This window comes from Providencia sp. PROV130 (assembly GCF_028482225.1).
GTDB lineage: Bacteria > Pseudomonadota > Gammaproteobacteria > Enterobacterales > Enterobacteriaceae > Providencia > Providencia rettgeri.
Map to the genome: position 1 here is coordinate 125,135 of NZ_JAMPQC010000007.1, position 26,890 is coordinate 152,024.

Consider the following 26,890-nt stretch of genomic DNA (forward strand, 5'->3'; position numbering starts at 1 on the left):
TTTTATGAAATGGAAATTACGTTTTGGTGCTGTCGCAGGGCATACCTTAGAATTTTATGATGTTGCAATTTTTGCAGCGATTTCATCATATTTAAGTGCAGAATTAACTCGCCTAGGTTATCAACAAGCAACAGAGCTGGTGTGGGGGATTTTTGCTTTACGTTTTCTTATACGGCCATTAGGGGGGTATGTGATTGGCCGTTATGCCGATAAAGTCGGTAAAAAACCGGCCATGATTTTGGTCAGTATTCTTACCGGTAGTGCCACATTATGCATGGCATTTCTGCCAATTGAATTATTAGGGGTATATACGCCATTAGCCATTTTATTCCTTCAAATGTTGCTATCTTTTAGTTTTGCGGGTGAAAGCCCGTCACTGTCTACCTATCTATATAAAGACTCTAAGCCCCAAGAACGCGGTAGAATTTCGGCATTATTAACAGGAAGTGCAGTGGTTGGCGTTATTGCCTCGTTGGGAATTGTGTTAATTCTTGAAAATATATTAACCCCTGAAACCATGCAAAGAGTAGGGTGGAGAATACCATTACTATTAGGTTTAGGTAATATACTAATCTGTTTTTGGTTTCGTTATCGCTTACCAGACCAACCCATTGAATATGATAAACACCAAAAAGTAGATTGGTTAAAGGCATTTAATATTTTATTGATTGTTATTCCGGGTTCAGTAGTTTTTTATACCTTAAATTTTTCATCTTCGTTTTTACTTAAGGAGTTAGAGCTAGAAGAATTTAAGAGTATATATTCAATGCTATCATCAACTTTATTGTTAATCTTAATGGCAATCGTTAGCTGGTTAACAGATAAATACAGTTACTCTGAACGAGTCTTTCATTTAGGGGTAAAGCTCGCTGCCATATTATCAATTCCGATTTATTACCTAATGTCGACTAAGATTTTGTTATTAGTACTTATCTCCCAGTCATCAATTATTATTATTTCAGCGATGGTGCTATGTAATTGGAGTTATGCCATGGCAAAGCCAGCCAATGGGCAAGTTACGACATTAAGTATGGGGTACAATTTTGCATCGACGATTATAGGTGGGTTAACGCCCTTAATTATTAATTACTTAGTCATTATTGATGTTTCCTTGGTGGGTGTTTTTGTTTCGTTGAGTTCATTAACTTTGTTTGCTTCAGCTTTATTGAATAAAAAACAAAAATTGTTAACTGTTTAAATGTAAGGGGGATGTATGAATATCGAAAATAAATACCTAGAACTGTCTTGTTCTGGTTTCGGTGATAAGTTTTTAAAATATTTCGATTGGAATGATATAGATGTGACTTATAGTAGAGTAGATTTAATTAATCATTCTGTAAGAACTATTTCGAGTAATTATAATTGGGTTCTCATGGTTTGGGATGATGATCTAGATAAAAAAGTAAAGGAACGATTAACCCCCGGTATTCAATACTGGAATAATTACTCTACTGCATTTCAAAAAACATTATCTAAAACAGATAAGAAAGAAATGAAGGTGGATTTTTGTACCCAATATGGTGGTATATATGAAATTACCTCAATAAATTCAAGAAAAAAATTTACAAGTAATGAATTATTAGAACTCTATAAATTAAGGGCTGTTATTTCTGATTACTCCCAGTATGCCTGGAAAGATAATGAAAATATTATTTTACCACTTAGGGCGGATATAAGCTTATCTCAACAATTAGACGATAATAATCGGGATATTTTAGATGCTCACCACTATATGCGTTTTGGTAATATTCGTTTTACCCGTAAAGAAATGATGACTATCCGATTACTATTATCACATTGCCGGGTAAAAGAAATTAGTTATATCCAAGGTTGTTCGGAAGCGACAGAAAATAAACGTATTCAACGTATTAAGAAAAAATTAGGTTGCTCTTATACTTCACCTAGCGGGTTATTTCAGGCATTAAAAGAAAATGGCATTACCCTTGCTTGTTTGGAGTCTCTGGTAAGTTACCCTTAATTTAGAATATCTATTTTAACGTGCTGAATTATTAACCTAATTGAGAGTGGGGATGTGGTACCTTTAATTCATTAATTCCCAGATTATAATAATTATACTGTTTTTTGAAAATATTAATTTCAATTTAATTATTTTAAAAATAATCAAATTAAGGATAGTGTATGGATATAGAAAATAATTTATTAGAAAAAGCCTGTTCTAATTTAACAAACCTTTTTTCAAAGTATTTTGATTGGAATGATATAGATTTGTCCATAACCAGAGTTGATCTTAGTAATAAGCAAGTGAGTATTATGTCAAATAATTACGAATGGCTGCTCATATATTGGAATGCTGATTTAGATTTACGTTTAAGTGAAAGGTTATCTCCAGGGATTCAATACTGGAGTAATTACTCAGAAATCTTTATAAACACGTTAGCAAAAACTAAAAAAAGAAAATTGAAAATTGATTTTTGTGCGAAGTATGGAAACATGTATGACATTGTCTCCATTAATTCTAGGAGGGTAATTTCACTCAACGATATGATATCACTTTATAAGTGTAGGCCAACGATTATAGATTTTTCGTATGAATCATGGAAAAAAGACAAAGATAATTATGCCATTCTACCCTTGCGCGAGGAAATTAAGTTTCCACTGAATAGAGTTAATAAGCTTAGTGAACAAGAGCCTGAACCTTTAGATATTCATCCTTATATGCGTTTTGGTAATATTCGTTTTACCCGTAAAGAAATGATGACTATCCGATTACTATTATCACATTGCCGGGTAAAGGAAATTAGTTATATCCAAGGTTGTTCGGAAGCGACTGAAAATAAACGTATTCAACGTATTAAGGAAAAATTAGGTTGCTCTTATACTTCACCTAGCGGGTTATTTAAGGCTTTAAAAGAAAATGGTATTACTCTTGCTTGTTTGGAGTCTCTGGTGAGTTATCCCTAAAGGACAGAATATTTCTCTACAAGGAAAGTCATTAATAGAAAAGGGATAAAAATGAAATGGAAATTTAGGTTGGGTGCTGTAGCTGGTAATGCTTTGGAATACTATGATATTGCAGTTTTTGCAGCTATATCTACTTATTTAAGTATTGAATTAACTAAATTAGGTTATTCTCAAGCGACAGAAATGGTATGGGGTATCTTTGCATTACGTTTTTTAATCCGCCCTTTAGGCGGATATGTTATCGGCCGCTATGCTGATACGGTAGGAAAAAAGTCAGCCCTAGTATTAACAAGCTTGATAACCGGTACGGCAACATTAATGATGGCACTGTTACCCATTGAATTATTAGGGAACTATACGCCATTAGTGATATTAATTTTACAATTGGCTCTTTCTTTTAGCTTCGCAGGTGAATTTCCCTCTCTAATTACATATTTATTTAAGGATTTAGATGGAAATATTCGATCTAGAGTTTCGTCAATTATTGTTGGTAGTTCTTTGTGTGGGGTCATTGCATCATTAGCTACCGTTTTTATACTAAAGAATACGTTATCTGAAGATACTATGCAGTCAATTGGATGGAGAATTCCATTGTTAATTGGTTTGGTTAACATTTTTATTAGCTTTTGGTTTAGAGCTAAATTACCCGATTATAAAAATGAGTTAGATAAAAAAGCGATATTTAGTTGGTATCATGTATTTTGGGTGTTCTTATTTACCATTCCAGGTACTGTCACTTTTTACTCTCAAAGTTTGTCAACCTCACTAATTATTCAACAATTAAAGATAGATGAGATAAAAAATTATTATGAAATATTTTCATCCGGTTTATTGCTAGTTTTTATGATGATATGTGGTTGGCTAACAGACAAGTATAGTTCGGCTAAATCTGTTTTTGATATGGGCGTTAAAGGGATCGTATTGTTTTCAGCGCCACTTTATTTTTTATTACAAATAGATAGTTTGCTTCTAGTCTTTTTTACTCAAGTTGTTATGTCCGCATACTCAGCGATGATATTGTGTAATTTATCAGCGGTACTGATGGACAAATCTAATGGGCAGGCAACAATATTAGGTGTTGGTTATAATAGCGCAGCTGCATCTATCGGTGGGATCACCCCTCTGATTGTCAGTTATTTAGGCCACTTTAACCTAGGTTATGTTGGGCTATTTATTGCGGTTTGTGGGCTTTTTTACTTTGTATCTGCTTGTTTGCCAAAACCAAATCCTGCTTAGTGTTAACCATGATTTAATCCCCCCGTTAGGGGGGAAATCATCATAAATTATAGAGCTATAGTAATAGAAAATAAGATTGCTACCCTATTGGGTATACAAAAATTTTGCGGATGAAAAATAAAACCCAGTATTAAATGTGTTAGTTGATCAATTGACTGAATCGCTGGTATAGGATCTCACCCAAAGTATGTTGATCATACTCAGTACTATTGGCTAAATTATCAACAGCAGCATGCATGGAGTGATAAATCATTGTCGCCATCAATTCATGTGGCAATTCTGGCCATGCTTTGTTTTGTTCACCAAAAGCTAAAATAGCTTTAATCTGTTCAATTGCACGGGTTTCATGATCATTACTGCGTCCGTGGTATTCGTCATGAAATAGCATGTCGTGAATGTTTTGTTTTTCAACATAGTATTTGACGCTATTTTCACACCATGATTGGAGTTTGGCTGATGCACTTTTTTGTGAGTCTAAAGCGGATTGGATGTGGCCTAGATACCAATCCATATAGCGAGTGCGTAAGGCTTCCATAATGTCATTTTTTGACTGGAAGTAGTGATAAAAGGTTCCTTTTGCAACATCCGCAGATAAGACAATTTCGCTAACCGTAGTATTGACAAAACCTTTGGAAAGAAAAAGTTTTTCTGCTGCGTTCATTAGGTCATCAAGCCTTTCTTCCGCAGGTTTTGTTCTTGGTTTTTTAGGTTGTATTGTCATTGAAATATCTCTTAACGTCATGTACCAAAAGCAAATCTGATAGGGATATCATAGCATTTAATATTCATATGCTAAAATTTAGCTTGCCGGTCGTGTCACTATTTTAACTATCTGTCTGCTGCTTCTATAAAAAGATAAAATAAATACGATCAAGAAAACATACATTATCGCACCAATTAGCCACACCCAACCGTCCCAACTTGCCAGTGTAAGGCCAAGAATAAAGCTAAATAGTAATGGGCCAATTACCCCTGTGGCATTGGTTAAACTCACCAATACGCCTTGTAATTTACCTTGATTAGCTTGATTGACGTGAGCTGACATTAACCCTTGTAGTGCTGGTAATGCAATACTACCGCCGGCGAGTAAGATTAATGTAGGGTAGATCATCCAACCTTCTGTGAGTAATGACAAAATAATAAATGCGCTTCCGTCTGCGACAAAGCCGACAATGATTGTTACCTTTTCATTGAATTTTTTGGCAATGGCACCAGCAACAAAAGCTTGGAATAGGGCATGCATAACGCCTAAGCCTGCCAAAGATAATCCAACTTGCACACTATTCCATTGGAAGCGATTTTCGGTAAATAGTACCCAGGTTGTTGCAGGGATCTGGCCAATTAACTGTGCCATAAAAAAGACGAAAAGTAGCAAAATGACGGGTTTTATCAGCTGTATGAAGGAAACTGACAGCTCTACAGTTTCATTTTGATCATTCTGTATGGCATTTTTGTTTTGATCTTTAAAAATAAGCCAGATCACGACAAAAGAGCATGCGTTCAAGATAGCTGCAATAACAAAAGGTAAATGCGGGGAAAATTGCCCCGCGAAGCCACCAATTGCAGGGCCGGCGATTAACCCAACCCCAAATGCTGCGCCTAATCGGCCAAACCACTTAGTACGCTCTTGTGGGGCAGTGTTGTCGGCAATAACAGAAGCAGCTACGGCGCCTGTTGCGCCAGTGATCCCTGAAATTAAACGACCTAAATACAGCATCCAAAGTGAGCTCGATAAAGCCAATAAACTGTAGTCCAGTGCGGCTCCGGCAAGGGAGATCAACAAAATAGGCCTGCGGCCGAATTTATCAGACCACTTGCCCAATATTGGGGCAAAAAACACCTGCATGATGGCGTACAAAGCCAGCAAGATGCCGTAATGATTTGCCAAGTTTTCTAGGGTTACATACTCACGAAGTAAGGCAGGTAAAACAGGCATGATCAAACCGATCCCCATAGCATCAAGGGCGGTGATCGTTAATGCAGTGATCGCAAATTTATTCATTATTTATTTCTCTATCATTGATAGATTTGGAATATATCCCTATCAGTGATAGAGTGTCAATAGAAAATTAAGGGGAAAGCGATGGCAAGATTGGATAAAGAAACCATTATTACGGCTGCATTAGATTTGCTGAATGAAGTGGGAATGGAGGGGCTGACAACGCGAAAATTGGCCCAAAAGCTCGGGGTTGAGCAACCCACGCTGTATTGGCATGTGAAGAACAAGCGCACATTGTTGGATGCATTATCGGTTGAAATGTTAAAACGACATCATGACCATCCATTACCTGTTGAAGGTGAAACGTGGCAGGAGTTCTTGCGCCATAATGCACTAAGTTTTCGTCGAGCCTTACTTAGCTACCGTGATGGGGCAAAGGTACATTTAGGCACGCGGCCTAGTGCAGAGCAATACGCCACGGTGGAAAAACAATTGCAGTTTATGGTTGGTAGCGGTTTTTCATTAAAAAGTGGCCTTTACGCAGTGAGTGCAGTGGGGCACTTTACATTAGGTTCAGTACTTGAACAGCAAGAACATTTGGCGGCAATGGCTGAGAGAGATGTTGAACAAGATGGGGCTATGCCATTGTTATTAAAGGAAGCTGTTCAAATCATGGATAATGATGACGGAACAGAAGCATTTTTGTTTGGTTTAGAATCACTTATTCGAGGTTTTAAGCCCTAAAAAAGAAAAGGTATGACAATGCGCAGTCATACCTTTCATTAAAATAATGTGTGATTGAATTATTTACAGAGTAAATACACCAATAATTGCAATTACACTAATGATTGCTGAGCCACCGTAGAAAACCCATTTGGTCGCAGGGACATGGATTTTAAAGTCGTGCAGCGTATGGTGAATACGGTGCATACCACACCACACTGGCAAAATAATCATCAATAATAAGAATACGCGGCCGATAAAGCTTTGGCTAAATGCCATAATGCGCTCATAGCTCAGCATTTCTGGTGCCACACCGAGAGGAATTAAAATTCCTAACAGAATGATGATTGCAGGGCCAATCACGGCACTCCACATACCACCTGCACCAAATAACCCCCAGAAAATCGGCTCATCGGAACGTTTAGGCGTTAGATTCATCAGATTCTCCTTAGATTAAAATAACAATGCGATTGCTAAGATTGCCGCCGTAACAACAATCGTGAGAGCCCAGAAGCCTTTAACGATAGGCTCATCAGACATTTTCTTATCTTTCACAATAATACTGACGGCTTTTGGCGCAAGGTTGAACCACGTCGTGGTATGCAGCAATGTCGCAGCCAATGTAATGATGTTAATGATAAGAATGATTGGGTTGCTTAAGAACCCAACAAAGCCAGCCCATGATTCTGGACCGCTTTTCAGCGCAAATACCCCATACAGGACTAAAATACTGAACCAGACCTGAAGGACGGAGGTACTTTCACGCATGATGTAAAAGCGGTAAAAACCCAGCTTTTGCCACCAGTCGCCCTTCATTTCTCTGACATAGGGTTTACGTTTCGTAGTCATGACTTCAATTCTCCTTATCGTGGCTTCAGCATGGCGATAACAAAGTCTTGCGCGCTGGCAACTTTCCCTTGCTGAATAGCACCAGCAGGGTCGACATGCTTAGGACAGACTTCAGAACAGTAGCCTACAAACGTACAGCTCCAGACACCATTGTCACCGTTTAATAAGGTCATGCGTTCTTTCGCACCATGGTCTCGGTTATCTAAATTGTAGCGCTCTGCCAATGTGATCGCGGCTGGGCCGATGAACTCTGGGTTCAGTCCAAATTGTGGACAAGCTGCATAGCACAGACCACAGTTGATACAGCCTGAGAACTGATGGTATTTGGCCATCTGTGCAGGCGTTTGCTTATTTGGGCCCTCAGAAGGTTTACGGTCATTACCGATAATATACGGTTTGATCGCCTCTAAACGCTCAATAAAGTGAGTCATATCAACAACAAGGTCGCGCTCGATTGGGAAGTTACCTAATGGCTCAATTTTCATACCTTGCGGGTATTCACGCAGGAATGTTTTACACGCCAGTTTAGGCACTTTATCAACCATCATGCCGCAAGAACCACAAATCGCCATACGACAAGACCAGCGGTAAGATAGGTCTGGAGCGAGGTTATCTTTGATATAGCCTAACGCATCTAACAAAGAAGTTTGCTCGTCGTAAGGGACATCATACGTCACCAAATGGGGCTCACTATCCGTTTCCGGATTGTAACGCATGATCTCCATTTTTAGGTGTTTCATATCATCCATTAGCTTGCTCCTTCTTCGCCTTATCTTGAGCTTCAGCTTCGGCACCGTAAACACGTTTAGCTGGCTGAGATTTCGTGATTTTCACATCACTGTATTCTAAACGAGGGGAGCCCTCTGGGTTATAGAATGCCAAAGTATGTTTAAGGAAATTCACATCATCACGCTCAGTACAACCTTCGTCGAGACGTTGGTGTGCACCACGTGATTCTTTGCGGTTGATTGCAGAGTGAGCCATACATTCCGCCACATCAAGGCCAAAGCCTAATTCAATGGTGTACAGTAGGTCAGTGTTAAATACGCTGCTATGGTCAGTAATTTCGACGTGTTTGAAGCGTTCTTTCAGTTCAGCAATCTTATCAACGGTTTTTTGCATTAATTCAGGAGTACGGTAGATACCGCAGCCTTCTTCCATTGAAATACCCATTTCGTCACGAATTTTCGACCAGCTCTCTTTCCCTTTTTGGTTCATGAGTTTACTGAGGTCAGCTTCGATATCACGGGTACGGGCTTCGATAGCATTTGCATTGGCAGGTGTTGCTTCAGCAGCATGGCGAGCGGCTTCTTCACCGGCCAAGCGACCAAATACCACTAATTCAGCTAATGAGTTAGAACCTAAGCGGTTTGCACCGTGTAAGCCAACAGAAGAACACTCACCAACGGCAAATAGGCCTTTAATGCGCGTTTCTGTACGTTGATCCGTTTCGATACCACCCATAGTGTAGTGAGCGGTTGGGCGAACAGGAATTGGGTCTGTCACTGGGTCGACACCCACGTAGGCTTTCGCCAATTCACAAATAAATGGTAAACGCTCATGCAGTTTTTCTGCGCCAAGGTGACGAAGATCCAGATAGACGACATCACCACGGTGAGTGCTGATCGTACGGCCTGCACGCCATTCGTGCCAGAAGGCTTGGGAAACTTTGTCACGAGGACCCAGTTCCATATATTTATTTTCAGGTTTACCCAGTGGTGTTTCAGGTCCCATTCCGTAGTCTTGCAGATAGCGATAGCCATCTTTATTGACTAAGATACCACCTTCTCCACGACAACCTTCTGTCATCAAGATACCTGAGCCTGGGAGGCCTGTTGGGTGATATTGAACGAATTCCATATCACGTAAAGGGACACCATGGCGGAATGCCATCCCCATGCCATCACCAGTAACAATACCGCCATTGGTGTTGTAACGGTAAACGCGTCCTGCTCCGCCTGTTGCCATGACAATGGAGTTTGCACGAATTTGGACTTTTGTGCCTTCCATCATATTTAATGCAACAAGACCGCGAACTTGGCCTTCATCAACAATGATATCGAGAACGAAGTGTTCATCAAAACGTTGAATTTGTGGATATTTTAATGAAGTTTGGAACAGGGTATGGAGCATGTGGAAGCCAGTTTTATCAGCAGCAAACCACGTACGCTCAATTTTCATCCCACCAAAACGGCGAACGTTAACTGAACCATCTGGTTTACGGCTCCACGGGCAGCCCCATAGCTCTAGTTGGGTCATTTCTGTTGGGCAGTGTTCGACGAAATAATCGACGACATCTTGCTCACACAGCCAGTCCCCACCAGCTACAGTATCATTAAAATGATAGTCATAGGAGTCATGAGCCTGAGTAACTGCTGCTGATCCCCCTTCTGCGGCCACAGTGTGACTACGCATTGGGTATACTTTTGAGACCAGAGCAATCTTGATATTGGGATTTGCTTCAGCGGCAGCAATTGCTGCACGTAAGCCTGCGCCCCCGGCCCCGATAATCGCTAAATCGGCATTGAAGGTTTGCACTGCGCTTCTCCATTGTTCAAGTGTAAAATTGATAAATTCTTTTAAATACTTTTGATAATTAGCTACGTCATTTTCAGTTCAACTTAAAGCTAAACTACGAAATATCTGTTTTTTAATAGTAAATAATATAATAGCTAATAATGACTTATCATGCTGTGAATTATAGCGAATAGTCCTCAAGATAAATTTGATATAGAGGGGGGTTTTGGCCAAATTTAGTGATAAAGTGTGAGGTAGATCTTCTTTTTATAAATTGTTTTTACATCACTCGATTTTCTAGGCTGTTAACATCGAATAAAAAGGAATTTCAAATAATTATCATTAAATTTACATAAACTTTTAGTGTATAAAACCAAGTGAATTAGTCAGGTTTTATCAATAATCAGTGATTAATACTATTATTATAGCTGAAGAGTTTAATTCATATTGAATGCTAATTTGCGAGGAGTCTCACTATTTATTTTTAGAATAAATTTAATTTTGAACAGAAAATTTTAAAATAGATTGAGAAAGCGAATCGTTTCGCTTTTTTAGTAACAGATATGTCACATAATATAAGAATTAATCATGTTTCAGGCTATTTTCATTACTCTTTCCATCGCTACACCATAAAGCTCAAAGTAAAGGCTTTGCCTAATCGTATAAAGCAAGAGATAATCAGGCTATCTCTACTTACTCATCATGTCGGCAGTTGCAAGTATTTACGTTCAGATAAATGTGCATTATCAGTGTAAATGCATTGTGTGTTGCCTGTGAGGTGGGTACACTGCACGACTAAGTTTATTTTGGAGTCATCTTAATGAGTGATATAGCGAATTGGCAGCCAACCGCCCCCATCGCTAACTTGTTACAGCGCGCAAAAATAATTGCGGAAATCAGACGTTTTTTTACTGATCGTTGTGTACTTGAAGTCGAAACCCCCGCAATGAGTCAGGCAACAGTCACTGACATTCATCTTGTCCCATTTGAAACGCGTTTTGTGGGTCCTGGTGCGGCGCAAGGTATTAATTTGTATTTAATGACCAGCCCTGAATACCACATGAAACGCTTATTAGCGGCCGGTAGTGGTCCTATCTATCAGTTAGGTCGTAGCTTTAGAAATGAAGAAGCAGGGCGACATCATAATCCTGAATTTACCATGTTAGAGTGGTACCGTCCGCATTTTGATATGTACCGCTTGATCAATGAAGTGGATGACCTACTGCAACAAGTTTTAGAATGTGAGAGTGCAGAGCTACTTTCATACCAACAAGCGTTTTTACGCTATTTGGATATTGACCCGTTATCTGCTGAAAAAAGTGAATTACGCGAGGTTGCAGCTCGTTTAGATTTAAGCAATATCGCTGATACTGAAGAAGATAAAGATACCTTGCTACAGCTGCTATTTACCATGGGTGTTGAGCCTCATATTGGCAAAGAAAAACCGGCTGTTGTGTATCATTACCCTGCAACCCAAGCGTCTCTTGCCGTGATTAGCACGGAAGATCATCGTGTTGCTGAGCGTTTTGAGGTGTATTATAAGGGAATGGAACTGGCGAATGGTTTCCATGAACTCACTGATGTAAGCGAACAACGCCAGCGATTTGAACAAGACAACCGTAAGCGAGCGGCTATGGGGCTACCTACCGCACCTATTGATGAGCACTTGCTCGCGGCTTTAGAGCATGGTTTACCTGATTGCTCTGGTGTCGCTGTTGGGGTTGATAGGCTGATTATGATTGCTTTAAATGCAGATAAAATCAGTGATGTGATCGCATTCCCTGTCACTATCGCTTAAATTTAAATTAAGATGGTCAACTTGAAGAGAATGCAGCCAAATGGCTGCATTCTTGTTTTGTCCCAGAAAACTATTTTTGTTTCTGTTGCTCTAAGAACTTAACCCCTAAATCAGGGAAGTCGGTGAAGGCACCATCGACATCGGCTTGGTTATAAATGATGTCATAAAGTTGTTGCCCATCTTTGGCGTATTTTGGCAGCTTATCAACACGGATAGTGAACGGATGAACCGCCATTTTGTTGTCATGGGCTTCTTTGACCATGCCATTCACTTTGATATTGCTTGGTGTGGATTCTTCACTAATTAGCATATGATAATCAGGGCCAATGCCATCTGCATAAGTGGCAATTTCTTTCATAGCACCCGGTTTCATCATCCAATCATAATTGTAATTGACCCACGTCCCGTCAGGTTTTTGTTCTTGAGTCTCGTTCCAATCGGTGTAAGCAATCAATTGAATTAATTTAAGATCCATCCCCATTTCTGGCATCAAGGTATTTTTGATACGTTTTAGGTCATTTGGGTCAAATGATTGTAGATAAACGTTGGAATCCTTGGTGGTGTAGCCATATTCTTTAAGAACTTCGAGTGTTTTCTTGGTGATATCTTTGCCTTCTTGTAGGTGGAACCAAGGGGCCTTAATTTCTGGGTAGATACCAATATTTTTACCCGTTGATTTGTTTAATCCTTGAACAAATTCAATCTCTTCTTGGAAGGTATGAACGCGGAAGTCTGATTTGCCCATCGGGAAGCGGTTCGGATAGCTTTGGACTTTTTTGCCATCAACAATATCAAATCCTTCTGTAAAATTGAGTGATTTGATTTCATCAAGGGTAAAGTCAATCGCATAGTAACGGCCATCTTTACGGGCGCGATCAGGGAAACGTTCAGCAACATCTGTTACGCGATCGAGATAATGGTCATGTAAGACCACAAGTTCGTTATCTTTCGTCATAACTAAATCTTGCTCAAGAAAATCAGCACCTTGTGCGTAAGCCATTGCTTTTGCAGGTAGGGTATGTTCCGGTAAGTAACCACTTGCACCACGATGTGCAATGACAACTTTACTTGAAGCTTGAGCTACAGCAGACACTGACATCACTAAAACCATACTAGCCACCAATGTTTTTAATGGAAAGCTCATGATTATATCTCCTTGGCACTTTATTTGGGTAAAAAAATGGGCTACATCATTTTTTGATATAGCCCACGAGTCTAGCGATTAACAATGAACATTTGATGAATGTCTATTGTGAGTTTGCTAATTCACGTTTATGTTTGCTTTCGCTCAACATGACGATAAACAGTAGAACAACCGCTAATGCTGAACCACCGATCATGACTGCGAAGCCACCGTCCCAACCGAAGTAGTCTACGGTATAACCGACGATAGCACTTGCTGCTACAGAACCACCGAGGTAGCCGAACAAGCCAGTAAATCCTGCGGCTGTACCTGCTGCTTTTTTCGGTGCAAGTTCAAGGGCGTGTAAACCAATCAACATAACAGGACCATAGATTAAGAAACCGATGATCAGCATACATGCCATATCAATATTTGGGTTACCCGCTGGGTTCATCCAGAACACGATAGTTGCGATGGTTACCAGAACCATGAAGAACACACCAGTGGCTCCACGGTTACCGCGGAAGACTTTATCCGACATCCAACCACACAGTAATGTTCCTGGGATACCTGCGTATTCATATAAGAAGTAAGCCCATGAAGATTTGTCCATTGCAAAGTGTTTTACTTCACGTAGGTAAGTTGGAGACCAGTCCAAAACACCGTAGCGCAGTAAGTAAACGAACACGTTAGCAATTGCAATCATCCATAACAGTTTGTTCGGGAAAACATACTTCATGAAGATTTCTTTTGCTGTTAACTCTTCTTCATCGGATGCTTTATAGTCTGTTGGGTAGTCGTTTTTGTATTCTTCAATGGGTGGAAGACCACAAGACTGCGGGGTATCACGCATTAATGCAAATGCAATAATCGCAACGAGGATAGCGGCCAATGCAGGCATATACAGTGCGGCTTTCCAGTCGTTAAACCATGCCATACCTAACATGAACAGTAATGGTGGGATACCGCCACCAACGTTATGCGCACAGTTCCAAACCGAAACAATACCACCACGTTCTTTTTGTGACCACCAGTGAACCATGGTACGTCCACAAGGAGGCCAACCCATACCTTGGAACCAACCACAAAGGAACAGTAATACGAACATGACCATGATGCTCGATGTTGCCCATGGCACGAAGCCCATGACTAACATCACCGCGGAGGCGAGAATCAAACCTGCTGGTAAGAAATAACGCGGGTTTGCGCGGTCGGAAAACGACCCCATGATAAATTTAGAAAATCCGTAAGCAATTGAGATCCCTGATAATGCAAAACCAAGGTCACCTTTAGAGAAACCTTGTTCAACAAGATATGGCATCGCTAACGCAAAGTTCTTTCGGACTAGATAATACGCTGCGTAACCAAAGAAAATACCCATGAAGATCTGCCAGCGAAGCTTACGATAGACAGGATCTACCTTATCAGCTGGCAGCCTCTGTATATGAGGTGCTGGTTTAAAAATGCTTAACATATACGCCTCCGATGGCATGCTAATTTTTATTTACACTTCCATTTCTCTGTTTCAGAGAAAGATTGAGTGTTTATTATTGGTGAAGTAACAAAAACGAAAATAATCGAGTAATTTAAGAGTCTTTATTTTCTTAATTGCTCTAAATTGTAGTCGTTAAAAAACAATTTATCTGTAATCCAACGCACAATTATTGATTTTGTTTATGAAGTTGCATAGTAAATGACATTTGTGAATAGAATGGAACTAGAAATGTTAATTATTTTGTGATTTTCATCACGATTTTGCTCTTTAAAACACTAAAAATGGATCTATCACTTTCGTTTTTGTTCCTTATCAAACATTGATCGCGTTTCTGGGCTATATTTAATAATAGATTATAAAAATAGAACCTATACTTATCTATTATAGAAACGTTTATTAATGTGAGGAATGCGACATGAATGGCTCATCTGTGACTGAAACGGATGTCATCATTATTGGTGGTGGCGCAACAGGTGCAGGGGTCGCTCGTGACTGCGCTCGCCGAGGTCTAAGAACCGTTTTGCTCGAAAGGCATGATATTGCGACTGGAGCGACTGGGCGTAACCATGGATTACTTCACAGTGGCGCGCGTTATGCAGTCACAGATGGAGAATCTGCCAGAGAATGTATAGAAGAGAACAAGATTTTAAAGCGTATCGCGCATCACTGTATTGAGCGAACAGATGGTTTGTTTATTACCCTCCCCGAAGACAGCTTAGAGTATCAGCAACAATTCATTACGGCTTGCCAAGCTGCAGGTATTAATGCAACGGCGATTGACCCTAAAGAGGCGATTCGCCTTGAACCTTCCGTTAACCCTCATCTCATAGGTGCGGTTCGTGTTCCTGATGGCACGGTTGACCCATTTCGTTTGACAGCGGCAAATATGTTAGATGCCAGAGAGCATGGCGCGAAAGTGTTAACTTATCACGAAGTCATTGGTTTGATTCGGGATGGAGATACGGTACGTGGCGTGACGGTTTATGATCACCATGCCAAGAAACAGTATGATATTTATGCAGAAATTGTTGTTAATGCTGGCGGGATTTGGGGACAAAAAATCGCAGAGTATGGCGAATTAAAAATTAAAATGTTCCCAGCAAAAGGCGCACTATTAATTTTAGGCCACCGCTTGAATAACATGGTGATAAACCGCTGCCGTAAACCTGCAGATGCCGATATTTTAGTTCCCGGCGATACGATTTCCCTGATTGGCACCACGTCGACTCATATTGAATATGATCAAATTGATAATATGTATGTCACCCCTGAAGAGGTGGATATCCTTATTCGCGAAGGTTCAATGCTGTCTCCTGCACTTGCGACAACGCGCATTTTACGTGCGTATGCAGGCGTTCGACCATTAGTTGCCAGTGATGATGACCCATCAGGGCGTAATGTGAGCCGTGGTATTGTGTTGTTAGACCACGCTAAACGTGATGGCTTAGAAGGTTTCATCACCATTACGGGTGGCAAGTTGATGACTTATCGCCTGATGGCGGAATGGGCTACAGATAAAGTTTGCGAAAAACTGGGTCACAGTGCCAAATGTACAACCGCAGAAGCGTCGTTACCAGGCTCGCAGCACAGCGCAGAAGAAGCCTTACGTAACGTTGTTTCTATTCCTGCCCCTATTCGTGGTTCAGCGGTTTACCGTCATGGTGACAGAGCTTCTGCCATTCTCAGTACGGATAGGCTCGATAAAAGTTTAGTCTGTGAGTGTGAAGCCGTTACTGCTGGTGAAGTACGTTATGCTGTTAATTCATTGACGGTCAATAACTTGCTTGATTTAAGGCGCCGTACCCGAGTGGGTATGGGAACTTGCCAAGGTGAATTATGTGCTTGCCGGGCTGCAGGCTTACTCAATCGTTTTAATGTCACAACGCCTCATGAAACAGAGCAACAACTGGGCCACTTCCTGAATGAGCGATGGAAAGGTGTACGTCCAATTGCTTGGGGGGATGCACTGCGTGAAAGTGAATTTACCAGTTGGGTATATCATGGATTATGTGGCATGAACGAAGCGACATTAGGCAAGGATGCACAGAAGGAGGCTGATAATGAAATATGATGCTGTGGTAATGGGCGGCGGCCTAGCAGGTTTACTTTGTGGTATTCGTTTAACACAATCAGGCCTGTCTTGTGCAATTGTTAGTGCTGGGCAAAATGCGCTGCATTTTTCTTCAGGCTCATTAGATTTACTCACACACTTACCGGATGGGCAAGTTGCTGAAAAGCCATTAGAAATGCTTGATGCGTTAAAGGAACAGTCGCCAGCTCACCCTTATAGTTTAATTGGAAAATCGCAAGTTACTGAGCTAGCGCATATGGCACAATCAATATTGCAGCAATCAGGAGTCCATTTAAAAGGGGCTTGTGAAGAAAATCATTATCGCATTACACCTTTAGGCCATAAGCGCATGACATGGCTCAGCCCTGAGTCTGTCCCAACGGTGGGCTTACATCAAAAAATGGCAATGGGAAAAATTGCGGTTGTTGGTATTGAAGGTTTTTTAGATTTTCAGCCACAAATGGTAGCGAGTGAACTACAACGTGATGGGGTAGAAGCCAGTTCTCATTATGTTCATTTACCTTTACTTGATCGTTTGAGAGAAAACCCGAGTGAGTTTAGGGCAATTAATGTCGCTCGTTGGTTGGATCGGCCGGAGAATATGGCGCAAATGGTTGAAGAAATTCTCCCATTAGTTGCTGATGCTGACACCATATTCATGCCTGCTTGTGTAGGACTTGATAGTGATGAGCCATTAATTGAGTTACAAAAACGGTTAGGCAAACCCTTATTCTTGCTGCCGACGTTACCGCCATCATTATTAGGTATTCGCTTACATGAGCTGTTATTGCGTCAATTTCGTCGCCAAGGCGGTATTGTGATGCCGGGTGATAAAGTCACTTCAGTGAATTGTATCGATGGGGTAATTAATTCGGTACAAACTCGTAACCATGGTGATATTTCATTAAAAGCAAAGCAATTTGTTTTAGCAACAGGAAGCTTTTTTAACAATGGGTTAGCGGCTGAGTTTGACAGAGTATATGAGCCATTGATGCAGTTGGATTTGTGTGAAATTTCAGAACGTGCAAAATGGACCAATAAAGAGTTTTTCGCTTCCCAGCCTTATATGGCTTTTGGCGTGAAAACCGATGAAAAACTGCGGGCACAAAAGGGAGGGAAAGCGATTTCTAATCTTTATGTGGCAGGTGCCGTATTAGGTGGTTTTGACCCCCTTACTCAAGGCTGTGGCGCGGGCGTATCAATGATTAGCGCATTATATGCAGCGAATCAAATAATCAATGAAATGAGTAAAAATAAAGCGATGCAGGCGGAGGTGGCGCAATGAGTATTCAAGATGCAAGCTTTGAAAGCTGTATTAAATGCACTGTGTGTACTACTTATTGCCCTGTCGCAAAAGTTAATCCATTGTACCCGGGGCCAAAACAAGCAGGGCCAGATGGTGAGCGTTTACGTTTAAAAGACCCCATGTTATATGACGAAGCACTTAAATATTGTACGAATTGTAAGCGTTGTGAAGTGGCTTGTCCGTCGGATGTGAAAATTGGTGATATCATTGCTCGCGCTCGCAATACTTATAGCCAACAGAAGCCTAAAATTCGTGATGCAATTCTTAGCCATACAGATTTAATGGGCTCGCTATCAACGCCTTTTGCACCCGTGGTGAATACCATTACAGGGCTAAAACCTGTACGTCAAATCCTTGATAAAGCATTGAAAATAGACCATCGCCGTGAATTACCTAAATATTCGTTTGGGACTTTCCGCCGCTGGTACGCAAAACAAGCTGCGGAACAAGCTAAATTTGAAGAGCAAGTTGCGTTCTTCCATGGTTGTTATGTAAATTACAACCACCCTCAATTAGGTAAGGACTTAATTAAAGTCTTTAATGGCATGAATATTGGCGTTCAATTACTTAAGCGTGAAAAATGTTGTGGCGTGGCGTTAATTGCCAATGGTTTTATGAAACAGGCGAAGCGTCAAGCCAATGTTAATTTAGAGTCCTTGCAAGAAACTATCCTTGAAAAACATATACCTGTTGTTGCAACTTCATCAACGTGTACGTTTACCATCCGTGATGAATATACACATGTTTTAGATGTCGATACTTCTGCGATGAGGGATAACATCGAACTCGCAACGCGTTATATTTATCGTTTACTTGAAGAAGGGCGCGAACTCAAGCTGAAACATACGCCTTTAAAAGTGGCCTATCATACACCATGCCATATGGAAAAAATGGGTTGGACTTCCTATACGTTAGAGTTAATTAAGCGTGTACCGGGCGTGGAGTTGATTGTGCTGGATTCACAATGTTGTGGTATCGCTGGTACATATGGTTTCAAAAAAGAAAACTATGAAGTTTCTCAAGGGATTGGCGCAGGATTATTCCGCCAAATCGAAGAAAGTGGCGCTGATATGGTGATTACTGACTGTGAAACCTGTAAGTGGCAGATTGAGATGTCGACAAGTAAGAAGTGTGAGCACCCGATTTCACTCCTAGCAAAAGCTTTGTGATCTGTTACTTATCGAATTGTAGGGTTGTTATTCTTTGTTTTAGCTCAGTTAAATTCATTTGGAGATAGCATTTAGCTATCTCCTTTTTTTGTTTAGTGCTGGTTGACTAACTGTTTTTTATCTGAGTTTGCAAAGAAATATTTCAAGATAAAATTCAAAAGCACACCGTAAGCAGGCAAGAAAAACAGCATGCAAATAAGTAGCTTGAAAACATAGTCAACTAATGCAATTTCGACCCAGTTTGCAGCCATAAATGGGTCGCTACTACGGAAAAATGCGATAAAGAAGAATGCGATAGTATCAATTAAGTTACCAAAGAACATAGCACAGGCAGGAGCCACATACCAACGCGCATTTTGGCGTAACTTATTGAATACACTGACATCTAATATTTGACCAAGTACATAAGCCATAAAGCTTGCCGCGGCGATACGCGCAACGAATAGGTTGAACTCAGATAAAGCGGTAAAACCTTGCCATTCACCTTGGAAAAATAACGCTGAAATAACATAGGATATTAATAGTGCGGGCAGCATAACGGCGGTGATGATCCGGCGTGCAAGCGGTGCGCCATAAATACGGACAGTTAGATCTGTTGCAAGGAAAATAAATGGAAAAGTAAAAGCACCCCAAGTGGTATGGAAGCCAAAAATATTAATTGGCAACTGCACGAGGTAGTTACTAGAGGTAATGATTAAAATATGAAATAACGAAAGCCAAATTAACGCAGTGGCTTTTTGCTGCGCAGTAAAATTAAACATATTGTACCTTTTTAGTCACAATGGGGTGAGGGAACCCATGAAATACATCCCAACATTTGGGAACAGCGCATCATACGCTCGTTGCGCAACAAAAGCAAAACTGTTCATTTATCAATGAGCATTTTATTATATAATCAGTCTATTGATTCCTTTTAGAAGTGTTTTTTAATGTCTGATTTATTTGCTAATCCAACGAAAACCCTTGATACGCTAGGGTTACGATGCCCAGAGCCTGTGATGTTAGTGCGCAAAACAGTTCGTAATATGGCTGATGGGGAAACCTTGTTAATTATTGCTGATGACCCAGCAACCACACGCGATATCCCAGGTTTCTGCCGCTTTATGGAGCATGATTTATTAGCGGTAGAGGCTGACAATGCCCCGTATCGTTATTTGTTACGTAAAAAATCGAGCTAGCTGCCATTAGCTAATTTCATTTTGTGTGTTAATCCCTGCCAAGAGGTGGGGGTTATTATTGCAGGTTTAATATTTCCTTATAACTTAATCCAGTAAGCTGGCTGATAAGTTCAATACTTGTACCGAGTTGTAAACCTTTCAGTGCAACTTCATGTTGTTTTTTGTTTGCTCCAATATCTATACCTTTATTTACACCGATATCAATACCTTCTTGTATTCCTTGATTTTTTAATCGTTGTGCAATGTTCATAATCGCCTCTTGGTTATTTTCAATTTGATCAATAAGTTGATTAACCACTATTTCAAAGTGAGGTGAATCCATAGTAATAAATAAGTAATTGAAAATAGTGATGATGTCATCGCTATGATGATAATTTTGATTCATCGCTTCAGCTAGCAACTGCGTGACTTTTTCTATGTTATCTCTTAAGTCCCTATGCTTCATCGCGAGTTCCATAACCGCAACTTTGCGATGATTTACGAGTTCATTATCATCAATGACAGTAATATCGACGAGCGGAAATGGTTGGCTATATAAGTTTGATGCAATTTCGGGCCATGGAAAGCAGTTTGCCCACGGTTGAGAATATGGATAAGGTGTTGTCTTACCGTGATAAAACAGAATGGGGACAACTAGTGGCAACTCACTATGGCCTTGTTGTAAATGTTGGTTCATGGCAAGGAACGCATAATGCATCATTCGCCAGCTCATTAGTTTATCGGGTGTTGATTGGTGTTCAACTAACATATAAAGATACCCTTCGCCTTGTTGTGTCCCAACGCTATACAAAACATCAGATAACCGAGAACGAAGTTGCTTATCGATAAATGAAGAATTGGTTATTGTTAAGGTGTCGAAATCACATAATTGCTTAATATGGTCGGGCAAATGAATATAAAAAAAATCACGTGCATTATCAATTTTAGACATGAATCCTTTAAATGCAGCGTCATGTGGCGTTGAACTGTGATTTTTTACCATACCTAATACCCGCTAGTACCTTGCCAAAAGAGTGATTTTCAAAATGCATTTTAGCGGAATCTGGGGTTGATGGAGAAAAAGTTAGTCTTAATTCTTAAGTTGAAATTTCATTTAACATATTGTAATTAAATTATTTATTGGAAAGGTTGTAAAAGAAAAAACGCCACTTATTGTGGCGTTTAAATCAGTTGATATAAATTACTTTTTCACTTGAGGTAATTTAACGCGTAATAGGCGCACTGCGTTTGCTGTTACGAGTGCTGTTGCACCGGAGTCAGCAAGAACGGCGACCCAAAGCCCGGTAATTCCCAACAAACTGGTGACGAGGAATACGGCTTTTAACCCTAAGGCAATCGCAATATTTTCACGAATGATTTTTCGTGTTGCGCGAGATAGCGCAATAATCTCTGCGAGCCCAGTTAAACGGTTATGAGTTAACGCGGCATCGGCAGTCTCTAATGCCACATCCGTACCACTGCCCATGGCAACACCGATACTAGACGCTTTCATTGCTGGAGCATCATTAATGCCATCACCGACCATCATCGTGCTGTGGTTTCGGTTAAGCTCCATAACCGCAGTGACTTTATCTTCCGGTAATAACCCCGCGCGGTATTCCATGCCTAATTGGCCTGCAATAGCACTTGCTGCTCGAGGGTTATCACCTGTCAGCATCACGGCATTCACGTTGAGCGCTTTTAGCATGCTCATCGTATCCGCAGCATCTTTGCGCAATGTATCTTGCAGTGCGGTTAAACCAATCACTCGGTTATTTTCGAGTGTGACAACAACCGTTTTCCCTTCTGCTTCTAAGGTTTCTACTTTACTTTGCCACTCACTGTTTAATGGCGTATCAAGGCGGTTTGGTGCGCTAACAAGGATATGTTTGTTATTAAGGTATCCTTCAATTCCTTTTCCTGCCAGTGCTTTACGCTCTTGCGCTTCAGTGACAGTCAAAGAAAGTTCTTCCGCTTTATTAACTACTGCTTTAGCAAGTGGGTGGTGAGAGCCAACTTCAACAGATGCGGTGATTTGTACTAATTCACTTTCTGACAAGCCTTCAACAGGGACTAAGTTAGTGACATGGGGTTTACCTTCAGTCAGTGTGCCTGTTTTATCTAAAGCAATTGTGGTGACAGTGCCCAGCTGTTCAAGTGCTGCGCCACCTTTAATTAAGGCCCCGCGCCGTGTAGCAGTTGCTAACGCGGAGGTGATTGCTGCAGGGGTTGAAATCACTAATGCACAAGGGCAACCAATCAATAACAGTGTTAACCCGCGATAAATCCATGTTTCCCATGGTGCGCTGAAGAAAATAGGTGGAATAACAATCACTAATGCGGAAATCAGCATGATGATTGGTGTGTATACACGGCTAAAGCGATCAATAAAACGTTCTATTGGTGCACGACGTTCTTCTGCTTCTTCAATCAGCTGTAAAATGCGGTCAATCGCATTTTGACCCTGTTCTGATACCACCTGCATTTGAACGGCTCTATCAACAGATAAGCAGCCTGCAGCCACTTTATCTCCAACATTACGTTCGACAGGTACAGATTCACCCGTTAACGCACTTTCATCAAAGCTGGCAAAACCAGATACTAACACGGCATCGGTAGGTAAACGCCCACCTGGTGCGATTTCGATAATGTCCCCGGGACGTAACTGCGCAACAGGAATAGTTGTTTTTTGCCCATTTTTGATTAAAACGGCATCTTCTGGAACCAGTGCCATTAAGGCGCTAACACCTCGTCTGGCCCTTCCGGCAGAATAAGATTCCAACATTTCGCCTAACATAAACAGTAAGATAACCATTGCGGCTTCTTCTGTTGCTTGAATAAAGATTGCGCCTATTGCGGCAACCGTCATCAATGTTTCGATGGCAAAAGGTGAACCCGTTCGCATTAAGCGCAGTGATTTACGAGCAATCGGATATAACCCAAATAGGGTGGTTAAAATAAAGGCAATATTACCCAACTGGGGATTGATAAATTCAATTCCCCAACTAATAGCCATCAAAATCGCTAATATAATAACGGGCTTAGCTTCGCTGAGTAAGCTTGGAGGTGGAGCAGCTGCCGCACTATTGCTACCGACTTCAAGTAATTCATAACCCGCAGTTTCAACGGTAGAGCGAACTGCCACACTAATATCGGTGTTGGCATCAACCACAAGTTTTTCTGTGGCAAATAATACTTTGGCTTGTTTTACTTCACTGATTTGCTTAACTGCAGTTTCAATTTTATTTGCGCAACTTGGGCAATCCATACCACGGATTATCCAGCTAAAGCGCTGGCTAGCCGCTTGGGTAGGCTCAACTTCATTCGCGACATCCGGAGTTAAACCACAGCTACTACCATGCTGGTGGTTATGTCCCTCATGATGATTGTCATTTACTGCATGCTCATGCGCAGAATGGTCCCCGATATGATGATGAGCTTCTTCATCGTCATCAGGGTTTTTCTTCACTGTACTGTGCTCGGAAGTATGTGAGTCGTTACTCACTTTTTTGTCATTTTCAGCGATAGCAGATGAGCAAGTACTGTTACTAGAGCAACAAGAACTGCTATGTACATGATTTTCTTTATGAGAGTGTGAGTGCATAAGCGCCCCCTTATCAAGCAATGATCCGTTTTATCATTCATTGTTGATAAGTCTACACTCTGGAGTCTACTCCAGAGTCAAACCCAAAAGAGGGAGCCAATTGATAAAATTCTCAAATAGCACTTTTAGTCAATTGGCATAGTCTTATGTAGACGCTAATTACAAGTAGATTGCCCGCACAATAAAGAACTGCCCAAGGAAATAGAGCGCTGCAACAACGGCTTTTGAGGCTTTAAAAGGAATACGGAATCGAGCTATTAGCCAAACACAGTTAGAAAGAAATAGCAGAGACGCACCAACCATGATTGAAAAATTATATTCACGACCGAGACCAAAATATTGGTCACCAGCAACCCACGCCATAATCATACACATTATTAGTGATGCAAAAACAATGGCTTGAAGATTATCAAGTTTGCCCCAAATAAATACTAAAGTAATGGCAGCGATAATCAGAGGGGCAGCTAGCCAAGGTAGATAGAGCCCGAAATTTAGCTGCATTCCAAAGCTGATGGTGTAAATCAAATAACTTAAGAACATCAATGCGACAGAAGCTAGTAAGTGCTCACTTGAAAGCATACGAGAAAGATCCGCAACAAGAGAAACTAGCAACCCAGCAAGAATGAGGTAGTTTTGCAGGTTAAGATCATCGGAACTCCACCCCCAAAGTAATAAAAGCAGCAGCGTGATCGGGCGAAATAACCAACGTTGCCACCCAGGTCCTCGATAGGCGGCATCGACATATAACCAACCAGAAAAGAGTACTGCGAGGAATGGCCAACTAATCATATACACATCCTTATATGTTCAATGAATGACACGGCAGTGATCTGGCAACTTAGAAACGTGTCCTGTTTAGTTAAATAAGATAAACTATCATGACGGACTTTTTAAGCAAAAAGCATACATTATGAACAAGCCCATATTATTGATCATTGTTTTAGCGGTCATTGCAGTTCTCGCCACTAAGCGTTTTTTTGACCAACGTAAGCAAAATGAAATTAATGATAACGCTTTGCCAGTGAGTTATTTGGTCAAGGTGGATAACAAAAAGGATTACCCTTATCCTAACATGCGTTCTCGTGAACGAGATGTGGTTTCCCCTGAAACCTTCCGCTATGAAATTTATTTCAAAACACGCTCAAGCGGCGAAATTATCAAAACGATTGTGACAGAAGAACAATACCAAAGCGTTGTGTTAGGCAGTGAAGGAAAACTCACGATGCAAGGAACTCGGTTTATTCGTTTTGAGCCTGCATCATAAAGTTTTTACTGGTCTGATTGCCTTTTCTTTGCTTCTTCTAAAGCCGCTTTAGTTTTTTTCTGCATGGCTAGCATTTCGAATACGCCAAAAAAGAAAATGCGTAGTTGAACTAAACCAGAGATTTTTTCCCCTTTAGGAAGCGTTGCTTTCAGGAAAATAGTTTGCAGTGCATGCATAAATACCATGAACACCATTGCAATATCCATAAAATATTTCAATGGCTTAGGGAATGGATGGACGAGGTTAAAGACCATAAAACCCCAAACGCAAATCATGAGCAGGCGTCCAATATTGATAAACATGTTTTTGTCCCTAAAGTGAAGTTCGAATAAAAAGGCGATATGCGACTTGCCCAGCTATTTTTTCGCGATGAAGTTGCCAGTTAGCTGGAATGTCAGTAAGTGGTGACTCCGCTTCTGACTCAACGTATATCCAGCTTTCTTCAGCTAACCATTGATTTTTTTCTAACAATTGAATGGTTTCATTGAGTAGCCCTTTGCGAAATGGTGGGTCAATGAAAACGACATCAAAAGGTGTACCTGCTTGGCTTAAAAAATTTAGGCTATTGTGATTCACTACGGTTGCGTTGTCGGCTTGTAAGCGAGTTTTATTTTCAGTCAATAATTGTGCGTTTTGTTTATCGAGCTCAATAAAGGTGACTGTTTCTGCAAAACGAGAAAGAGCTTCAAAGCCCAGTGAGCCACTGCCTGCGAAGCAATCCAAGCAACGCGCATCTCGGATGATTGGCATCAACCAGTTAAATAATGTTTCTTTAATTCTGTCTGTAGTTGGGCGTAAGCCCTCACTATCACGAACTGGCAGCTTTCTTCCGCGCCATTTTCCACCGATAATACGAATTTGCCCTAAAGAGGGGGACTGTGGTTTTTTTGCCATAATGTTTATTGCTGCTTAACGGGTTTATGTACTTAAATTTGATTGTTACTATTGTATACCTGTCAGGCGATAAGTTGCAGTGTTGTTATCTTTGATTGGCCGTATTTCAATTATAGAGCTTCATTTTCACAGTTTTAACACGAAAATTCAGATTAAATTGGCAGGATTTTTCTTTCAGATATGTGTTGCTGAGCGATGAAATGGTAGACTGCATATAATTTTATTGCGATTTGATTATCGAGTGCCATATTTTTACCGCGAGGAGTGTAGTGGCAAATGGCTAAAGACAAGAAAAAAGGTTTTTTTTCATGGTTAGGGTTTGGGCGTAAAAATGAAGAAGAAACCCAGCAACAAGAAGTTCAACAGAATGATGTAGTTAACGACGTCGAAAACCAATCAACCCATGAAGCTGCAGTTGATGCCGCAACAGCCGAAGCGGAACGTCAACATCAAGCTGAGCAAGCTGCTATTAAAGCGGCAGAAGATGAAGCTCAGCGTCAGTATGAAGCACAACAAGCTGCGATTGATGCGGCAACCGAGCAAGCTGAATGCGAGAGGGAAACTAAGCTAGCAGAACTTCAAGCTGCCCAAGAGCGAGCGGAACAAGCACGCCAAGAAGCCGAAGAGAAAAAACTGGCGGAAGAAAAAGCCGAGCGTGAACGCCAAGAAGCGGAAGCAATGCGTCTTGCTGAAGAAGAAATGGCACGTCAGCGTCAATTTGAGTTAGCCGCGATTCAAGCGGCAGAGGAAGCGGAAGAGCAGCGTCGCCAAGCCGAGTTAGCTGCAATTCAAGCTGCCGAAGAACAAGCCGAACGTGAACGTC

General features: G+C 40.9%; 25 protein-coding genes and 1 pseudogene. 12 read left to right on the forward strand and 14 right to left on the reverse strand.

The genetic code is table 11. From position 1 onward, the window contains the following. The first annotated feature begins 4 nt into the window (after nt 1–4). From PSF28_RS06780 to PSF28_RS06795, 4 genes are all read left to right on the forward strand, one after another. Nucleotides 5–1,198: an MFS transporter gene (locus PSF28_RS06780; protein ID WP_210840509.1), complete on the forward strand. Its 1,194-nt coding sequence runs from the start codon at nt 5–7 to the stop codon at nt 1,196–1,198. A gap of 15 nt (nt 1,199–1,213) precedes the next feature. Beyond that, nucleotides 1,214–1,978 carry a helix-turn-helix transcriptional regulator gene (locus PSF28_RS06785; RefSeq protein ID WP_272684812.1) on the forward strand — a complete coding sequence of 255 codons (765 nt, stop codon included), beginning with the start codon at nt 1,214–1,216 and terminating at the stop codon, nt 1,976–1,978. Nucleotides 1,979–2,139: 161 nt separating this feature from the next. Continuing rightward, a complete protein-coding gene (locus PSF28_RS06790; protein ID WP_210840147.1) occupies nt 2,140–2,922 on the forward strand; it encodes a helix-turn-helix transcriptional regulator in 783 nt (260 codons plus the stop codon). A gap of 51 nt (nt 2,923–2,973) precedes the next feature. Beyond that, nucleotides 2,974–4,158, forward strand: coding sequence for an MFS transporter (locus PSF28_RS06795; RefSeq protein WP_272684813.1), 1,185 nt, complete (start codon nt 2,974–2,976; stop codon nt 4,156–4,158). A 139-nt stretch (nt 4,159–4,297) separates the two neighbouring features. Here the strand turns inward: PSF28_RS06795 and PSF28_RS06800 are convergent, their stop codons facing one another. Both PSF28_RS06800 and tet read right to left on the reverse strand, forming a co-directional pair. Then, nucleotides 4,298–4,879, reverse strand: coding sequence for a TetR/AcrR family transcriptional regulator (locus PSF28_RS06800; protein WP_272684814.1), 582 nt, complete (start codon nt 4,877–4,879; stop codon nt 4,298–4,300). Nucleotides 4,880–4,957: 78 nt separating this feature from the next. Then, nucleotides 4,958–6,160 carry a Tet(A)/Tet(B)/Tet(C) family tetracycline efflux MFS transporter gene (gene tet, locus PSF28_RS06805; RefSeq protein ID WP_272664382.1) on the reverse strand — a complete coding sequence of 401 codons (1,203 nt, stop codon included), beginning with the start codon at nt 6,158–6,160 and terminating at the stop codon, nt 4,958–4,960. An 81-nt stretch (nt 6,161–6,241) separates the two neighbouring features. On the opposite strand from tet, the gene tetR reads away from it, so the two are divergent. Further along, complete coding sequence (gene tetR, locus PSF28_RS06810; protein ID WP_210840143.1) at nt 6,242–6,841, forward strand: tetracycline resistance transcriptional repressor TetR; 600 nt, start codon at nt 6,242–6,244, stop codon at nt 6,839–6,841. A gap of 63 nt (nt 6,842–6,904) precedes the next feature. Here the strand turns inward: tetR and frdD are convergent, their stop codons facing one another. From frdD to frdA, 4 genes are read right to left on the reverse strand one after another with little or no spacing between them, the layout of a single operon-like run. Beyond that, a complete protein-coding gene (frdD, locus tag PSF28_RS06815; RefSeq protein ID WP_004258620.1) occupies nt 6,905–7,258 on the reverse strand; it encodes a fumarate reductase subunit FrdD in 354 nt (117 codons plus the stop codon). 15 nt (nt 7,259–7,273) lie between these two features. Then, the gene (gene frdC / locus PSF28_RS06820; RefSeq protein WP_004258617.1) at nt 7,274–7,669 is read right to left on the reverse strand and encodes a fumarate reductase subunit FrdC; all 396 of its coding nucleotides are present in this window, start codon (nt 7,667–7,669) and stop codon (nt 7,274–7,276) included. 14 nt (nt 7,670–7,683) lie between these two features. Next, nucleotides 7,684–8,418 (reverse strand): succinate dehydrogenase/fumarate reductase iron-sulfur subunit, encoded by a 735-nt coding sequence (locus PSF28_RS06825; RefSeq protein ID WP_210840142.1) that lies wholly within the window; start codon nt 8,416–8,418, stop codon nt 7,684–7,686. Beyond that, entirely contained in the window at nt 8,411–10,207 is a 1,797-nt protein-coding gene (frdA, locus tag PSF28_RS06830) for a fumarate reductase (quinol) flavoprotein subunit (RefSeq protein ID WP_102137997.1), read from the reverse strand. Before frdA ends, PSF28_RS06825 begins: the two co-directional genes overlap by 8 nt. Nucleotides 10,208–11,006: 799 nt before the next feature. Here frdA and epmA point away from each other — a divergent pair. Next, complete coding sequence (gene epmA / locus PSF28_RS06835) at nt 11,007–11,984, forward strand: elongation factor P--(R)-beta-lysine ligase (protein ID WP_210837991.1); 978 nt, start codon at nt 11,007–11,009, stop codon at nt 11,982–11,984. Nucleotides 11,985–12,054: 70 nt separating this feature from the next. Here epmA and glpQ read toward each other — a convergent pair whose 3' ends face one another. Beyond that, complete coding sequence (glpQ, locus tag PSF28_RS06840; RefSeq protein WP_272664379.1) at nt 12,055–13,128, reverse strand: glycerophosphodiester phosphodiesterase; 1,074 nt, start codon at nt 13,126–13,128, stop codon at nt 12,055–12,057. Nucleotides 13,129–13,231: 103 nt separating this feature from the next. After that, complete coding sequence (gene glpT, locus PSF28_RS06845) at nt 13,232–14,581, reverse strand: glycerol-3-phosphate transporter (RefSeq protein WP_210837994.1); 1,350 nt, start codon at nt 14,579–14,581, stop codon at nt 13,232–13,234. 436 nt (nt 14,582–15,017) lie between these two features. On the opposite strand from glpT, the gene glpA reads away from it, so the two are divergent. The 3 genes from glpA to glpC are packed head-to-tail and all read left to right on the forward strand — an operon-like array spanning nt 15,018 to nt 19,148. Continuing rightward, nucleotides 15,018–16,673 carry an anaerobic glycerol-3-phosphate dehydrogenase subunit A gene (gene glpA, locus PSF28_RS06850; protein WP_210837996.1) on the forward strand — a complete coding sequence of 552 codons (1,656 nt, stop codon included), beginning with the start codon at nt 15,018–15,020 and terminating at the stop codon, nt 16,671–16,673. After that, nucleotides 16,663–17,958: a glycerol-3-phosphate dehydrogenase subunit GlpB gene (glpB, locus tag PSF28_RS06855; protein WP_210837998.1), complete on the forward strand. Its 1,296-nt coding sequence runs from the start codon at nt 16,663–16,665 to the stop codon at nt 17,956–17,958. Before glpA ends, glpB begins: the two co-directional genes overlap by 11 nt. Next, a complete protein-coding gene (glpC, locus tag PSF28_RS06860) occupies nt 17,955–19,148 on the forward strand; it encodes an anaerobic glycerol-3-phosphate dehydrogenase subunit GlpC (protein ID WP_272664375.1) in 1,194 nt (397 codons plus the stop codon). The genes glpB and glpC overlap by 4 nt, the downstream gene beginning before the upstream one ends. A 92-nt stretch (nt 19,149–19,240) precedes the next feature. On the opposite strand, the gene PSF28_RS06865 is transcribed toward glpC, so the two are convergent. Then, the gene (locus PSF28_RS06865) at nt 19,241–19,909 is read right to left on the reverse strand and encodes a 7-cyano-7-deazaguanine/7-aminomethyl-7-deazaguanine transporter (RefSeq protein WP_004908130.1); all 669 of its coding nucleotides are present in this window, start codon (nt 19,907–19,909) and stop codon (nt 19,241–19,243) included. 168 nt (nt 19,910–20,077) lie between these two features. Between PSF28_RS06865 and tusA the strand changes: the two genes are divergently transcribed. Continuing rightward, nucleotides 20,078–20,326 carry a sulfurtransferase TusA gene (gene tusA / locus PSF28_RS06870; RefSeq protein WP_004258596.1) on the forward strand — a complete coding sequence of 83 codons (249 nt, stop codon included), beginning with the start codon at nt 20,078–20,080 and terminating at the stop codon, nt 20,324–20,326. Between the two features lie 55 nt (nt 20,327–20,381). On the opposite strand, the gene PSF28_RS06875 is transcribed toward tusA, so the two are convergent. The 3 genes from PSF28_RS06875 to PSF28_RS06885 all read right to left on the reverse strand — a co-directional run bounded on the left by PSF28_RS06875 (nt 20,382) and on the right by PSF28_RS06885 (nt 24,698). Then, complete coding sequence (locus tag PSF28_RS06875) at nt 20,382–21,308, reverse strand: Rpn family recombination-promoting nuclease/putative transposase (protein WP_272684815.1); 927 nt, start codon at nt 21,306–21,308, stop codon at nt 20,382–20,384. Nucleotides 21,309–21,506: 198 nt separating this feature from the next. Continuing rightward, nucleotides 21,507–23,909, reverse strand: a complete 2,403-nt coding sequence (locus tag PSF28_RS06880) for a zinc/cadmium/mercury/lead-transporting ATPase (RefSeq protein WP_272684816.1) — start codon at nt 23,907–23,909, stop codon at nt 21,507–21,509. A gap of 159 nt (nt 23,910–24,068) precedes the next feature. Next, the gene (locus PSF28_RS06885) at nt 24,069–24,698 is read right to left on the reverse strand and encodes a lysoplasmalogenase (RefSeq protein ID WP_210838006.1); all 630 of its coding nucleotides are present in this window, start codon (nt 24,696–24,698) and stop codon (nt 24,069–24,071) included. 121 nt (nt 24,699–24,819) lie between these two features. Here PSF28_RS06885 and PSF28_RS06890 point away from each other — a divergent pair, with 121 nt between their 5' ends. After that, nucleotides 24,820–25,173, forward strand: a complete 354-nt coding sequence (locus tag PSF28_RS06890; protein WP_210838008.1) for a DUF2500 domain-containing protein — start codon at nt 24,820–24,822, stop codon at nt 25,171–25,173. 5 nt (nt 25,174–25,178) lie between these two features. Here PSF28_RS06890 and PSF28_RS06895 read toward each other — a convergent pair whose 3' ends face one another. Further along, the gene (locus PSF28_RS06895) at nt 25,179–25,475 is read right to left on the reverse strand and encodes a DUF1145 family protein (protein ID WP_004908141.1); all 297 of its coding nucleotides are present in this window, start codon (nt 25,473–25,475) and stop codon (nt 25,179–25,181) included. 10 nt (nt 25,476–25,485) lie between these two features. Further along, nucleotides 25,486–26,067: a 16S rRNA (guanine(966)-N(2))-methyltransferase gene (gene rsmD, locus PSF28_RS06900; protein WP_210838010.1), complete on the reverse strand. Its 582-nt coding sequence runs from the start codon at nt 26,065–26,067 to the stop codon at nt 25,486–25,488. Nucleotides 26,068–26,343: 276 nt separating this feature from the next. Here rsmD and PSF28_RS06905 point away from each other — a divergent pair. Continuing rightward, a pseudogene (locus PSF28_RS06905) lies at nt 26,344–26,890 on the forward strand (signal recognition particle-docking protein FtsY); the annotation flags it as partial.

What these genes read in the sequence shown, in the direction of transcription:
- PSF28_RS06865 (WP_004908130.1), bottom strand. Translation starts at nt 19,909, where the DNA reads ATGTTTAATTTTACTGCGCAGCAAAAAGCCACTGCGTTAATTTGGCTT.
- PSF28_RS06875 (WP_272684815.1), bottom strand. Translation starts at nt 21,308, where the DNA reads ATGGTAAAAAATCACAGTTCAACGCCACATGACGCTGCATTTAAAGGA.
- tet (WP_272664382.1), bottom strand. Translation starts at nt 6,160, where the DNA reads ATGAATAAATTTGCGATCACTGCATTAACGATCACCGCCCTTGATGCT.
- PSF28_RS06780 (WP_210840509.1), top strand. Translation starts at nt 5, where the DNA reads ATGAAATGGAAATTACGTTTTGGTGCTGTCGCAGGGCATACCTTAGAA.
- PSF28_RS06800 (WP_272684814.1), bottom strand. Translation starts at nt 4,879, where the DNA reads ATGACAATACAACCTAAAAAACCAAGAACAAAACCTGCGGAAGAAAGG.
- frdC (WP_004258617.1), bottom strand. Translation starts at nt 7,669, where the DNA reads ATGACTACGAAACGTAAACCCTATGTCAGAGAAATGAAGGGCGACTGG.
- glpB (WP_210837998.1), top strand. Translation starts at nt 16,663, where the DNA reads ATGAAATATGATGCTGTGGTAATGGGCGGCGGCCTAGCAGGTTTACTT.
- PSF28_RS06795 (WP_272684813.1), top strand. Translation starts at nt 2,974, where the DNA reads ATGAAATGGAAATTTAGGTTGGGTGCTGTAGCTGGTAATGCTTTGGAA.
- PSF28_RS06880 (WP_272684816.1), bottom strand. Translation starts at nt 23,909, where the DNA reads ATGCACTCACACTCTCATAAAGAAAATCATGTACATAGCAGTTCTTGT.
- PSF28_RS06895 (WP_004908141.1), bottom strand. Translation starts at nt 25,475, where the DNA reads ATGTTTATCAATATTGGACGCCTGCTCATGATTTGCGTTTGGGGTTTT.
- PSF28_RS06885 (WP_210838006.1), bottom strand. Translation starts at nt 24,698, where the DNA reads ATGATTAGTTGGCCATTCCTCGCAGTACTCTTTTCTGGTTGGTTATAT.
- PSF28_RS06790 (WP_210840147.1), top strand. Translation starts at nt 2,140, where the DNA reads ATGGATATAGAAAATAATTTATTAGAAAAAGCCTGTTCTAATTTAACA.
- frdD (WP_004258620.1), bottom strand. Translation starts at nt 7,258, where the DNA reads ATGAATCTAACGCCTAAACGTTCCGATGAGCCGATTTTCTGGGGGTTA.
- epmA (WP_210837991.1), top strand. Translation starts at nt 11,007, where the DNA reads ATGAGTGATATAGCGAATTGGCAGCCAACCGCCCCCATCGCTAACTTG.
- PSF28_RS06785 (WP_272684812.1), top strand. Translation starts at nt 1,214, where the DNA reads ATGAATATCGAAAATAAATACCTAGAACTGTCTTGTTCTGGTTTCGGT.
- tetR (WP_210840143.1), top strand. Translation starts at nt 6,242, where the DNA reads ATGGCAAGATTGGATAAAGAAACCATTATTACGGCTGCATTAGATTTG.
- glpC (WP_272664375.1), top strand. Translation starts at nt 17,955, where the DNA reads ATGAGTATTCAAGATGCAAGCTTTGAAAGCTGTATTAAATGCACTGTG.
- glpQ (WP_272664379.1), bottom strand. Translation starts at nt 13,128, where the DNA reads ATGAGCTTTCCATTAAAAACATTGGTGGCTAGTATGGTTTTAGTGATG.
- PSF28_RS06890 (WP_210838008.1), top strand. Translation starts at nt 24,820, where the DNA reads ATGAACAAGCCCATATTATTGATCATTGTTTTAGCGGTCATTGCAGTT.
- rsmD (WP_210838010.1), bottom strand. Translation starts at nt 26,067, where the DNA reads ATGGCAAAAAAACCACAGTCCCCCTCTTTAGGGCAAATTCGTATTATC.
- glpA (WP_210837996.1), top strand. Translation starts at nt 15,018, where the DNA reads ATGAATGGCTCATCTGTGACTGAAACGGATGTCATCATTATTGGTGGT.
- PSF28_RS06825 (WP_210840142.1), bottom strand. Translation starts at nt 8,418, where the DNA reads ATGGATGATATGAAACACCTAAAAATGGAGATCATGCGTTACAATCCG.
- tusA (WP_004258596.1), top strand. Translation starts at nt 20,078, where the DNA reads ATGTCTGATTTATTTGCTAATCCAACGAAAACCCTTGATACGCTAGGG.
- glpT (WP_210837994.1), bottom strand. Translation starts at nt 14,581, where the DNA reads ATGTTAAGCATTTTTAAACCAGCACCTCATATACAGAGGCTGCCAGCT.